Here is a 13,515-nt window from a genome sequence, read left to right as displayed (position 1 = left end):
GGTGCTTAAGCTGCTTGTTTTTCGTTCTCCGGATTTAATTCAACCTCAGTTACCGGAGACCAGTTTCTCGTCTCTTTTGACCATCTCTCAGGCTTGTTCAACTGAGCCAATTTATAAACCTCATCACGCTGCTTGAGGAGCGCCGTGTCTTGCCCCTCATGTTTTTGCTCAGGAGTAACAAAATTAATCCTGCTATGTCGATGTTCTGTGTTATACCAACGCACGAACTCCATAGTCCACTGCCGGACCTCTTCTAAGGATTTGAAGCCTTCAGATGGCCAGCGCCTACAGTATTTCACCGTCCTGAACAGTGATTCTGAGTACGGGTTGTCGTTGCTCACTCGTGGTCGGCTGCGAGAGCCTGCAACACCTAACTCTTGCATTTTGGCTAGCATCGTCAGGCTCTTCATCGGGCTTCCATTATCTGAATGAAGCACTACCGACTGACCTACGCACTTTTCAGACCAGACCGTTCGCTCCAACAGGTTGGCTGCATGCTCCCCCGATTCGCATTCGTGAACCTCCCAGCCAACGATTTTTCGGCTAAAGATATCCTCAATCATGTAGAGGTAATAATGCTGGCCGATCACGGTCGTCGGACAGTAGGTAATATCCCAACTCCACACCTGATTAGGCCCGGTAGCCTTATGACTGGTTGGTTTTTTTAGTGTACCTTTCGGCTTATCTTTACCTCGATGGGTGAGTTGGTTGTTTTCTTTCAACACCCGGTAAAACGTTGATTCCGATGCAAGATAGATCCCATCATCAGCTAATCTGGGCACGATCTGACTTGGTGGTAAATCAGCAAATTCACCTTCATTACACACGATTAAGATCTGCTGCCGTTCATCCTCTGCAAGCTTATTTGCTGGCTCTGGCCTATCAGCTAAAGGTCTTCTATCCGCTGATAATTCACCATCATTCATCCAGCGTTGTAGCGTACGGAGCGACAGGCCAATCTCCTGACAGGCCTGCTTCTTTCTGGCACCAGAGGCTACTGCCTCATCAATCAGCTTGATGTAATATCGCCTATCTGGGAAGGTGGTTAATGCCCCTCGTCTTCCCCCCAGTAGGCATTTAGCTTTTTTCTTAGCACCAACAGTGCCGCGGTCTCAGCTAATGCAGCATCTTTGCGCTTTAGCTCCTTTTCTAGCTCCTTAATTCGCTTTCGATCTTCCTTGCGCTCTTGAGCTAGCAGCTTAGGTGTCTGAGTCGTTTTTTCATTGCCCGCAATACAGCTAAGCTTCCACTGCTTGACCTGCTCTGGATACAGCCCTTTTTCTCGACAATATTTGCTTAACTCGACTTCAGATAATGCGGCAGTTTCAAGTACTACTGCAAACTTCTGCTCTGCGGACCAACCATTTGAACTATGACCTTTTGACACTCTTAATCCTGTTGCTGAGTATTTCTTTTTCCATCCGTACAGGGTAGATACACTGATGCGTTCCTGCCGGGCAAACTCACTCAATGATAAACCACTTTCAATAAGCTTTTGAACCATGGCTTTCTTATGATCTTCTGGATATAGCTTCACCTAAAGTAACTTACCGCTCCCTGTCTGAATAATTAAGTTCTAACAGAGGCGACAACTATCCTGACACAGGGGGGTTCCCAAAGTATGGAGAAAGAGCATAAGTAGAATTCATCAAGAAATGTGCTTATCAGGCTCACATTAGTATTTGTATGATCATTTTTATTAATAGTATTTGATTGAGTATTTAGTCTAACAAATAATGGGGCGTGCGACGTGAAGTCGTATGAAGCGCTGTTCACCGCTTAATGTGTGAACCATCTGTATCACCAGATGAACCTAAGGCTCTGAATAAAGTAGCGAGCCTGACAATGTAACGAAGGTTGGTCATAGACCAATCGGGATCAAAATCGTGAGAGGACGATCCTCCTGATAACCACAATCGGGTGAGTGCTAGGTAGTCAGTATGATGAACACAAGTGAATCCGCGTAAGGTGCGTTATGTGATGAAACAGCGGAAGTGGTTAATACGCTGTGGCCAAAAGGCACGAGAGTCGGAAAGGGATTGCCCCATGCTCTTTCGTGATCGTCGAACTCTCCGCACTATAGCGGGCATCTAACCTGACATTGCGCGACATACGGAACACGGTAAGCCTGTATCACTCCCTCTGGGAAAGCCTAAGTGGCCGATAGTGATGCAGGTAGAGGACGTTGGAAAAAGCGAAGGCTGTATTGTAACGGTGCAGATACAGACTTATGTCTGGTCACGAAAGTGAGCCCACTTCCGACTGGTCTTCCGTTGCGAGAGAATTTGAAGAACTTTATTCAAGGAGAAACGCAAATGATGATTTCAAAAGAGATTAGTGCCTCTCCTGACAACGTTCAATGGCAGTCAATCGACTGGAAATCTGTTGAGTCGCATGTATTAAAGCTTCAGATGCGTATCGCAAAGGCAACACGAGAAGGTAAACTCGGCAAAGCGAAAGCCTTGCAGTGGCTACTGACTCATTCTCGCTCAGCAAAACTTCTTGCTGTTAAGCGGGTATCTCAAAACAAAGGCAGTAAAACGCCAGGAATAGACGGTGTCATCTGGAATACAGATACACGCCGCATGAAAGCAGTTAATCAATTGAGCAGAAAGGCATATCAAGCCAAACCACTCAAGCGTATCTACATCCCCAAAAAGAATGGCAAACTTAGACCATTGGGCATTCCATGCATGATAGACAGAGCGCAACAAGCACTTCATCTATTAGCATTAGAGCCTGTGTCAGAAAGTCTTGCCGACCCTAACAGCTACGGTTTTAGACCAAGGCGAAGCACTGCAGATGCAATCAGCCAGTGTTTTATCTGCTTGAGTCAGAAGCGGTCAGCACAATGGGTTCTTGAAGGGGACATTAAAGCTTGTTTCGACAAAATCGGGCATCAATGGCTTATGGACAATATTGCTGTTGATAAACGGATGTTGGAGCAATGGCTAAAGTCTGGCTTTGTAGACAAAGGGCTATTTTACGACACAGATGAAGGCACGCCTCAAGGTGGGATTATATCCCCAACCTTGATGTTAATGACACTCTCTGGTTTCGAACAGCACATTAAATCTACTGCACTCAAAAAGGGTGCAAGAGCTAACTTCATTGGATACGCCGACGATTTCGTCGTCACTTGCGCTTCAAAGGAAGTGCTGGAGAACGATATCAAACCGTTGATTGCTGACTTCTTAGCGGACAGAGGCTTAACATTATCCGAAGAGAAAACGCACATCACTCATATCAACGATGGCTTTGATTTCCTTGGGTTCAACCTTAGGAAGTACAAAGGGAAACTGCTCATTAAGCCGAGTAAATCCAATACGTTGATGTTCTTAAGTAATCTGCGTGAACTCGTCAAAAAGCACGTAACCCTGCCAGTAAATGATCTTATCAAATTGATAAATCCGAAACTCAGGGGATGGTCGAACTATTATCGACACTGCGTGGCTAAACAGGTCTTCGGATATGTAGGTCACAAGCTATTTCATACGTTATGGCACTGGGCTAAGAGGCGTCATCCAACAAAGTCTAAAACTTGGATTGCCCTAAAATACTTCATCAACCGAAAAGGCCAGTGGCAGTTTCACGGTTGGCAGAAGATCATGGATATGGATTGCCAGTTCAATCTCTTCCAAATAGCTAAAGTGCCGATAGAAAGACATGTGAAAATCCGAAGTGCTGCAACGCCATTTGACCCTCAATACCAAGAATACTTGGCAAAGAGAAAGTCTAAAAGGCTAGCTCGTAACTCTTGGAACGAACCTGCTTCGACTGCCTTGTAAGTTGCTGGGTATCAAACGATGCCTTCGTGAAGGCTTGAGCCTAGTGCAGTGAAAGTTGCACGCTGGGTTCTTAGGGAGACGGCACTTGGTAACAAGTGTCGTCCACCCGACATTTTCGTGTTTCATGCCCCATCAGCACGCCTTTGGACAAAAGTTTGTCGGTGATTATCCTAAATTAGCTTTTCACGGCTTACCTGAAGTATTGCAAAACCTCTAATCTGCGGGCCAAAATCAATCATCCACTACAGGTCTAAGGGGCTAATGTCCCAAAGAGACCTGAAATCATAGTCTAAATGTACATTTACGTCTCAATTTCAATAGATTATGTGACTGATTTATAATATGAAAGTCACCCCCGCTACAATTTCTTGTATTCAACAGTTCAATCATCGCATTATAAACTCTTATTATTTGTAATGAACTAGAGTGCTCTATGTCCAACTACGGTAAGATCAACAAACTACTCTACTCATCGAGTTCTAGGGTAAACTCTCTAATACTTGAGGCTATAAGCCATTGGCAACATGGCCACTGTGAGTTAGTCACATCATTACCCAAGATTGATGATGAAGCTTGGGATAAATGGTTTGTAAAGATTCCAGAGAAAGGAAACGACAAAAGCATCAAAGCCATTATTGATGCATACCTACATTTGGGTTGTGCTTTTTCTTATGCTGATATATCTAAAGCAGAGATAGAGCGATGGATAGATGCTGGCGATAATTTTCAAAGCCTCACCTTAAAAGCCGGATTTAAAGAGTTAAGCTACGAACTTTACCATGCAATTGATAAGTTAGAATCTGAACTATTTCAGAATGGCCAAGAAATAAAAGCGATGATCTTAACGACTATTGGGAAACACATATCAATTGCCGATTATTCTCTTTTCGCCACAATTGCTAATTCGAAAGATAATTTTAGTTTAACTAATGGGTGTCATTTCGATGATTCACAAGAAATGTACCTAAAATTACATGTAGCAACTGGCCCAAAAACCAGATACGCAGACATCCCCCCATTTCTCAAGCACGGATAGGACTTATCAATGGATTATGAACATTTACAAGCTCTGTTTGAAAAGGAATTCGAGGAGATTGCTGAAAGATTTAAGTGTTTTAACTTATCTATAGAGCAAGCAAGAGCGTCTAATGAAGAGTGTATTTGGCATCCCGGTGTTTACATCTGGGTACATAAAAAAGACGGTGTACTACGCGTCGGTCGTAGCCTATCAAACTCTCGAAAAAGAGCTTTAGAGCATATTAATGCTGATACAGGGGGGCAAATGAGAGCATATGGAAAGGATGAAACTACAAGCCTATACCTTTTCAATGTTAGAGATCGCGATCAATACCACTGGGTTGCAGCTCTAGAAATTTATTTTGAGAACATGTTAAGACCAAAGATCAAGGCGGGAAGACTGGGCTAGAGTATAAATATTTTTAATAGCAACGAAAGTCGCTTTTGTCCCGATCCGAACCAGAAAACCCGGTGTCGTAATACGGTTTTGGACAGAAATGAGTTGGCCGAAACTTCCTGTTTGCAAAAAGATAGTGCAAACGCTAACGCTAAACTCTAGAAAAAAGAGCTCACAATGAGCTCTTTTAACAATCAGCACCTCAAAAGCGCAATGGCTTAGACACTAGGCTGGGGCTTTACTATCTGCCGTTTAACTTCAAACTCAGATCAACGAAGCGGCAAGCCATTTGCTGTAACGCTGTTTCCGTCAATAAGTAGCTTAGTTGTGTATCTGTTATCTTTGGTCAGCTCAAAGTAACCATTCAAAGCCTGTGGTGGCAAACCAATTCGACTCACCAACTCCGGGGATAGAGTTACGTCAAGCTCAGACTTAATAGCCGATCCCAGCTTCTGTCCCATTTGATGGTCATTCAAACCAGTGTAGTCCTGTGCACCAACTTCTAGGCTGCCCTTGATACTTGAGTCATTAAGGTATAAGTCTACGTCAGAAAAGCTTATACCGTCTCCCACAATCCTAAAGAGTACGTCCTGTACAATAGGCACTTGGTTATTCGCAGCTGCATCACTCAAGGCAATTAGCTTTTGGGTGTCGAAGTCACCAATTTTACCCTTTAGGCCCATCTTAGACTGGGGTAAATCCACCATTGGATTGTTAATGTCCAGCGTACCTACGGCCCAGTCGTAGCTCACTTTGGTTTTTTCGCCTACGTCAGCTTGAGCATTAAGCTTCACATCCTTAACCGAGTAAGAACCCATTTCATCAACGATAGTTGCGTCAGCAAGCAACAGATCAGCTTTATGAAGCTCAAGGCTGGAAACTGAATCAAAGGTTACCTTGCCTAGTTTGAAGCTGCTATCACCATCAACTAGCGTTGCACCATCCAAAACAATTTGCCCTGTATGATCATCTGCCGTACCTGTAATATTCATAGTCATTTTGCCAATCTTGGCACTGGACCTATGCTCACTTATCACACCCAGAGCCAAGCTACTCTGTACATCAAAAGACTGAGTAGCTGGAGCGAAGGAATATGTGAAACTCTCATTGAATGAGGTTACCTCTCGGATAAACTCCTCCGCTAACCCCTTGTCTTTTGGCAACACCAATTTGCCGTCAACGTTCATACCAAAAGTGCCAACTTTCGCAGTATGCGTTACATACAACGGAGTAGGAATGCGGTTGTTACCATCAGTGATATAGACAGCCAGTTCCTGTTTTACATCACCCTTACTCACCTCTGTGTTTACAATCTGTATGTCGACAACACTGTCGCTTGTACCTTCGACCACAGACTCAACTTGCTTAACCAGCTCACTCGCTGCCGTATCAATCATCATATTGTTAGCATAATAAGCGCCACCACCAAGTGCCACGGCCACTGCTACAACTACTAAGCCTTTATTCATTAGTCCTACCCAACCCTATGTTTTAATTAATTTATGTGATGAACTCTCTCTTATTTAAGAGTCATTCCGAACTAAAGAAAATGCTATACCTTTAACTGTTTTCTTTGAGCTAGATCTGCAATTAACGCGAACCGCCCGGTAATCCGAGCCGCTCTTAAAAATTTAGTTTTGATTAAAGAGTTAGAAGCATTGAGTCGTTCGCCAACGGCATCAATCCACCAAGGCATACTGCAACACGCGCCAAGTTCGCCCAGATTGTACTGCCTTGATAGCGACTCGCTGCATTGAGAGTCCCGGTGTTCAATTGAACTTGATAAAAGGCGTGCATCAAGAACGTTACTTTAAGCACCTTTAGGTCAGGCACTGGTCGGAAAAAGTCATCGATTATCACGTCAAAGCGTTCTAATCGCTTTTTCCCTCGAAGCGCCATGCAACATGTCTCTGGACAGAAACGTTCCAGCGCTATCTCTAATTTAGCATTCCATGAATTAACTCAAGTATGGCAAAAGGCGTTTAACTAGGTGTCCTAGTATTGCTGGAGTAGAACAGCTTAATTCCCTATGCTTCTATATATTTATCACATTCTATCCTGACATACTCAGGTATGAGGTCGAACTCACTGGGATCAAGCTGACAGATGTACTCATTTTCAATATGGTAAGTCTCATTAATAAATTTGCGTATGACAGAGTTGTTAACGTCCATATTAAACAGCCTAAATACTTGCAGCTTTTCATAACCGTTAGCACATCCATCATAAATTTCTTTTAGAGAAACTTGATTTTTCAAACGTTCCAAAGTGGCAGCATAATCAAAATCGGTGATTCTATTTGCAATAGTCGAGCAGCCTAGATCAAACTTCTCTGCATCCATTTCAGGGTACTCTTCACCAACGATAGGCTCCCTTGTATCAACAGGAACCTCTCTCAGGTGGAACAAGTTCGAAAGCACTTGATAAGCATCTTCTTTGTCATCCAAAATTTCATAATTTCTTCGAAGATAAATGAGCTTGAGGATTACATCACACTCTTTATCCATGACCCCACTACAGATCTGAGAAAAGGTCTTGATATCAGCCTTTGTTATTGATTGTTCGTATAATTCCCCTTGAGTGAACTTTAAAAAAGATGCGCTCACTGTATTATTAAACTGATCAGAAACAGCTTTGACGGTATCAATAATTGGCTCAACATCATGCGTTAGCATCAGGACTGTGTCACCTTGTAAGCACTCTCTTGACTTCCTACGGAACAACATCTCTAATATTGCGTACTTCTTGTTTTTATCAAAAGATGAGATGGGATCATCCAATACAATTAAGTCTGGTTTTTTAGCTAAACATTCATACATAAATAAGATGATTGCAAAGGCATTCCTTTCACCAAAGCTTAGGTGTTGATCACCTCCACTAACAAAATCATTGTAATCTATATGTCGAAGTTTTAACTGCGATTGGTCATCCTTACCAGAAATTTCGACTGCATACTTATATCCAGCGTAAGATAAGAAATTGTTTATATCTGTTTGATGCTTACTAATAAGCTTTTGCATTCCTGCCCGCTGCATATTGATTTTACCTTGAAGTTTGCCTGCTTGTTTGCTGACGTCATCGATAGAATCATTAATTGAGGCAATTGCTGCTTGCGTCTTTTCTGAGTCGATAATGGAGAAAAATTGCAAATCTAACTTGTAATCACTTAACTTTTCATTAACTTTTTCACCTTGTTTAAAATCGAACCCATTGAGTTTTTTAAGTAGTTCAAGCTTCTCAAGGAGGTTATCAATTTGGTTTTTTATATCACTTAAGAATTGCTCGTGCTCCTTGCCTAAACCATCAGGTAGAGAGGTTATTACCGTTAGCTTTTCTTTTGTATCATCTGAAAGATAATCACCTAGCTTTTCTATGACAGCGATTATAGCAACAAGGTTTTTGATGACTGTTTTATCATATTCCTTTCCAACTTTTTCTATCTGCTCTTTCTTTTCCTGTGTGTCGCTAGAGCAAAATGGGCAACAATCTGATATCCCAGAAAACTCCTTTTGTCCCTTGGTCTGCCAATCTATCCAGTTTACGTTGCTAGAGCTTCTAATAAACGGCTTATATGCCTCTAAATCAACAGGAATATGTTCAATTTTGTTTCCAGAAGATAAGCCTTTCATACCAGTCGAGGCCTTTGAGATTCCTGTTTTTGTTAGCTTGAAAGCGGCTCCTAACTCCTTAAGGTTGGAAATCAACGTGTCTAACTCAACGTTATCTGAGAACAACATCTTGATATTTTTAACAATATCCTCGATCTCTTTCTCAGTCTCAACATATGCTTCATTTCGAATAAATATATCGAAGCTATTACTCAAAAGTTCATCTGACTGGAATGTAAACTGACTAACATAATCTTCGTTAAAACACATTACCGTGTTCAACTCTTCTGTAACTGTCACCTGAGGCTTTAGCTCATCTGGATTGTCAGTTCTTAGTTTAAAAGGCATCAGCTCAGAAAGCTTATCTTCATCATTATTTGAGATTAAAGCTTTGGCTATAGTGCTCTTTCCTGTGCCGTTCGGAGCAAATTTTATGTTCAGTTTACCTTTTTCGATTTCTAAGCTGGCAATGTCAATGTTATTGCAGTTAGCTATGTCTATTCGCATATTAAATCCCTTACAAAGCTCAATCTCTAAGCTCACCACAGGTGCAGCAAGTTGTATAAAGTGCCATTCTAGGGGTTACATCCTGACAAAACTGTGCTTTTTCTTCAATATACCAATGTTCTTGCAAGCAAATCAGCTACCTGCAAGCTTTTCCCTGTTCCCCTTTTGAGTGTGAAAAATTTACGAATATTTTCGAGTGTCAGTTTGTACAAGAAAGTTGCTTATACTCAGCCCCAAACGAGTTGAGTTTTTCATTTGTTCTGGGAAAGCCTTTTGCGCTATGGACCATCAGGAAAGTTAGGGCTATTTACTGCTAAGGAAGATCGCAAGATTGTTGTGGAAACTCGAAATGGGGCAAAGATGAGTCAACAGGTAAGGATTTCTTACCTGTTGCTAACACGTTTCGGGGCAGAACCTTGTTAGCGATTATCGAGCTGAGAAGGTTCTGGACAATTCTGAGTTACGAACCATCAGACACGCTGAACTTTCACATAACTTCTAGTATCGCAACTCTACGGGCAGCAATTATGCAGCAGTCCAAATTAACTCATTCATTACATGTTGATATTACGAAAACTTTAGAAGTAACTAACCGATTAGGTAGGATACATTATTGCTTGGTTTCATTACCAACATAGCTTCATGAATCAATATTTCGCATATGATCATGCTTAATTGATAAATCTTCTTGCAAAAAGTCCAACAAGTGTCGATGTAGTTTGGGTTGATATTGCCTTGAAGGATACAGAGCCCATATGCCAATTGGATTGACTTCAAAGTCTTTCAACAAGATAGTCAAAGTCCCTGCTTGTATGTCGATTGCAATAAAAGGCAGAGGTAAACACGCTATACCTTTGCCATTAATCGCTGCATTAAGAAGTATGGAACTATCATTTACAGAGTAGTTACTTGTGACCGTTACATTAATAGGCTGAGCAGATTTAGAACCGACTTTAGAAACAAACAGCCAATCATTGCCTATTCGTTTGTGGATCAAGCAATTGTGATCGAGTAAATCTTCGGGAGATAAAGGAGCCCCATGTTCTGCTAGATATTGAGGGGAAGCGCAAACCACCGATGGACAATCAGCCAATTTCTTTCCAATTAAAGATTCGGGCAGGTCATTACTCAACTCGATTGCCATATCAACCCCATGTTTTATCAAATCCAGTGACTGATTCGACAGCGTGAGATCGACTTCTATGTCAGGGTACTTAAGCATGAATTGTTCAATAGCTTGGGCAAGATAACCCTGACCAAACGAAATGCTAGTAACCAGTGAAATTCTTCCTTTAGGTTGAGAGTGCTGCTCTTGGGCTAAGCTATATAGTTGGGCATTCTGCTCTAAAATATTCTGGCAGAAAGGCAATAAATCACGACCGGCGTTAGTGATACCTAAGCTTCTTGTTGAGCGATATAGTAAACATACACCTAAAGACTTTTCCAACGCGGTTATATGCCTAGTCGCCATGGATCGTGACATTCCTAAAGCCTCAGATGCTGCCGTCAGGCTTCCTAGATCGACAGTAGAAACGAAAACTTCCATTGAAACAATTCTATCCATACACCCTCAATAGTTCGATTTATGCAACAATCTATTGACGTATAGCATATATATCAACTTTAAACTAGGTTTTATACTGACCTTCTATTCCAATACCGAGCCGAATGAAATGAAAAAAACAATGGTACTAGTCGCATGCCTCAGTGCAGGTTTAATTCAAAGTAATACACTATTTGCCCATACTCAAAATGCTGAAAACTCAACGGTAGCAATCATTAAGTCTGGTAAACTTATGGGAAACAACCATGATGGCGTAGCCACATTTTATGACGTCCCATATGCAAAAAACCCTTTTACGGCAGATCGCCGATTTCGAGCACCGCAAGCATACGAAACTTGGAGCGGAGTATTAGATGCAACAAAAGCAGGTCAACCGGTCCCACAGCCTAGCCGAGATAAAAACACCACCTTGGTGGGGGCTCCCGATGATCTAACTCTGAACATTTGGACACCTACGAGCGCAGTAGCTACCAACAACAAGGCATCAAATAAAAAACTGCCAGTCATGGTGTGGATCCCTGGCGGCGCATTCATCCGAGAAGATGCGGCAGAGTTAGCCTACGACGGAACAAGCTTTGCTCAGAATGACGTGATTGTTGTAACGATCAATTATCGTGTAGGCGTTGATGGTTTTATGCACCTTGAGGGCGCACCGGATAATCGCGGCATTCTTGATCAGATCATGGCTCTTGAGTGGGTACAAAATAACATCGAAGATTTTGGTGGAGACCCTAGCCAAGTTACTGTTGCAGGTCAATCTGCTGGGGCAGAAAGTGTTGCCATTTTATTGGGTACCGAAAAAGCAGAAGGCCTATTCCAGAAAGCTATTATGCAAAGTCCTCCAATGGCATTTTTAACTCAGAAAGAAGCTCAGCAAATCACACAAAGCTATACCAAAAAACTGAATATTCCAGCCACCGTTAAAGGCTTATCGACCATTCCATTTCCTGAATTAGTTAAGAACGTTATTGATATGGGTTATACGATACAAGATCGCAACAAATGGGGAATGATATCATGGGGAGGCACCGCATTTTTGCCCGTTGTTGATGGCGATATCATTGTCGAGTCTCCAATGAAAGATCTCACTAAAGCTTCTCCTTCTATTCCGGTCATCGTTGGTAGCACCGATCAAGAGTCACGACTGTACCTTGTACCAAGTGATGCCGTAAACAATACGACCGAAAAAACGAAGTCGCTACTATTGTCTGACTTGTCACTGGAAGGCCGCCCTGCTGATGTGTATTCAACAAAAGACAATGGAAAAACTATTGGAGACACTTTTGCCGACATCCAATCTGATTTTACGTTTAGAATGCCAGCACTTCACATTGCTCAACAGTTAACTAAAAACGACAACAAAGTTTGGCATTATAACTTTTCTTGGATGTCACCTGCATTTGATGGTCATTTAGGAGCCGCACACTTTGTTGACGTGCCTTTTGTATTTAATACCACTGACAATGAACAAGCAAAAAGATTTGTCGGCTCACAACCTCCGATTGAACTTATTAACACCATGCATAGCCAATGGCTTACATTCATCAAGACAAGCAAAGCTGATTGGTCTCCATACAACTTAGCGGAACGACCAACAATGCAATTTGATGTTAAATCGAAACAGGTCAATGACCCTAATAGCTCAGTTCGAAAATTGTGGGAAGATTTTGAGTTCTAAGTAAAACGATTCAAATATTGGACGGTGGCTGCTGACATAATTCAGATTAGAAAAACTAAGTTATCACGTGGCTTGGTTTATTCTGTTGATAGATTTAACTAAAAGATAACGGGGCGTGCGACATGAGGTCGTATGCAGCGCTGTCCATCGCGTTAAGAATGGACCATCATTGCTGACTTCTTAGGGGTACGAGGCTTAACGTTATCCGAAGAGAAAACGCACATTACTCACATCAACGACGGTTTTGACTTCCTTGGGTTCAACCATAGGAAGTACAAAGGAAAGCTGCTCATCAAACCGAGCAAGGCCAACACTTTGACATTCCTAAGTAACTTGCGCGGACTCATCAAAAAGCACGTTACCCTACCGGTGAACGACCTTATTAAACTGATTAACCCAAAGCTTAGAGGGTGGTCGAACTATTATCGCCACTGCGTAGCCAAGCAGGTATTCAGCTATGTCGGTCACAAACTATTTCAAGCGCTATGGCATTGGGCTAAAAGGCGACATCCAACAAAATCTAAAACTTGGATCGCCTTAAAATACTTCATCAACCGAAAAGGCCAATGGCAGTTTCACGGTTGGCAGAAGATAAAGGATATGGATTGCCAGTTTAATCTTTTCCAAATAGCTAAAGTGCCGATAGAAAGACATGTGAAGATCCGAAGCGCAGCGACACCTTTCGACCCTCAATACCAAGAATACTTGGGAAAGAGGAAACACAAAAGGCTAGCTCGTAATTCTTGGATTGAACCTGCTCTCACTGCTTTATAAGTTGCTGGGTATCATTTGATGCCTTTGAAGAGGCTTGAGCCTAGTGCAGTGAAAGTTGCACGCTGGGTTCTTAGGGAGACGGCACTTGGTAACAAGTGTCGTCCACCCGACAGAACCGAGTTAGCGATGACCACTCGCTGAGAAGCTTTTGGACAATTTTGTGCTATATGAAATGGCGTTGT

Annotated in this window: 9 protein-coding genes and 1 pseudogene; 5 read left to right on the top strand and 5 right to left on the bottom strand. The window is 42.2% G+C overall.

Annotated elements, in window-relative coordinates:
• Positions 1–5 precede the first annotated feature (5 nt).
• Positions 6–1,537 (bottom strand): IS3 family transposase gene (locus A6E01_RS21005; protein WP_371955530.1). Its coding sequence is split into 2 segments (ribosomal slippage): positions 6–1,075 and positions 1,075–1,537, totalling 1,533 coding nucleotides; the frame shifts between segments, so codons are not numbered across the junction.
• A 778-nt stretch (positions 1,538–2,315) separates the two neighbouring features.
• Here A6E01_RS21005 and ltrA point away from each other — a divergent pair.
• From ltrA to A6E01_RS15745, 3 genes are all read left to right on the top strand, one after another.
• Positions 2,316–3,788: a group II intron reverse transcriptase/maturase gene (ltrA, locus tag A6E01_RS15755; protein ID WP_102328750.1), complete on the top strand. Its 1,473-nt coding sequence runs from the start codon at positions 2,316–2,318 to the stop codon at positions 3,786–3,788.
• 433 nt (positions 3,789–4,221) lie between these two features.
• Positions 4,222–4,824: a hypothetical protein gene (locus A6E01_RS15750; RefSeq protein WP_065210677.1), complete on the top strand. Its 603-nt coding sequence runs from the start codon at positions 4,222–4,224 to the stop codon at positions 4,822–4,824.
• Positions 4,825–4,833: 9 nt separating this feature from the next.
• Positions 4,834–5,214, top strand: coding sequence for a hypothetical protein (locus tag A6E01_RS15745; protein ID WP_065210676.1), 381 nt, complete (start codon positions 4,834–4,836; stop codon positions 5,212–5,214).
• Positions 5,215–5,471: 257 nt separating this feature from the next.
• Here the strand turns inward: A6E01_RS15745 and A6E01_RS15740 are convergent, their stop codons facing one another.
• From A6E01_RS15740 to A6E01_RS15725, 4 genes are all read right to left on the bottom strand, one after another.
• Complete coding sequence (locus A6E01_RS15740) at positions 5,472–6,671, bottom strand: hypothetical protein (protein ID WP_065210675.1); 1,200 nt, start codon at positions 6,669–6,671, stop codon at positions 5,472–5,474.
• A 172-nt stretch (positions 6,672–6,843) separates the two neighbouring features.
• Positions 6,844–7,101: a hypothetical protein gene (locus A6E01_RS15735; RefSeq protein WP_065210674.1), complete on the bottom strand. Its 258-nt coding sequence runs from the start codon at positions 7,099–7,101 to the stop codon at positions 6,844–6,846.
• Positions 7,102–7,229: 128 nt separating this feature from the next.
• On the bottom strand, positions 7,230–9,317 hold the full coding sequence (locus tag A6E01_RS15730; protein WP_065210673.1) for an AAA family ATPase: 2,088 nt from the start codon (positions 9,315–9,317) through the stop codon (positions 7,230–7,232).
• Positions 9,318–9,957: 640 nt separating this feature from the next.
• Entirely contained in the window at positions 9,958–10,881 is a 924-nt protein-coding gene (locus A6E01_RS15725) for a LysR family transcriptional regulator (protein ID WP_065210672.1), read from the bottom strand.
• Positions 10,882–11,002: 121 nt separating this feature from the next.
• On the opposite strand from A6E01_RS15725, the gene A6E01_RS15720 reads away from it, so the two are divergent.
• Together A6E01_RS15720 and A6E01_RS15715 are read left to right on the top strand one after the other, a co-directional pair.
• Positions 11,003–12,559, top strand: coding sequence for a carboxylesterase/lipase family protein (locus A6E01_RS15720; protein ID WP_065210671.1), 1,557 nt, complete (start codon positions 11,003–11,005; stop codon positions 12,557–12,559).
• 165 nt (positions 12,560–12,724) lie between these two features.
• Positions 12,725–13,333: pseudogene (locus A6E01_RS15715) on the top strand (group II intron maturase-specific domain-containing protein); the annotation flags it as partial.
• Between the last annotated feature and the right edge of the window lie 182 nt (positions 13,334–13,515).

The organism is Vibrio breoganii (genome assembly GCF_001677275.1).
Taxonomy (GTDB): Bacteria; Pseudomonadota; Gammaproteobacteria; order Enterobacterales; family Vibrionaceae; genus Vibrio; species Vibrio breoganii.
Note: the sequence above shows the minus strand (reverse complement) of the source record. Positions and strands in the feature narration are given on the sequence as shown.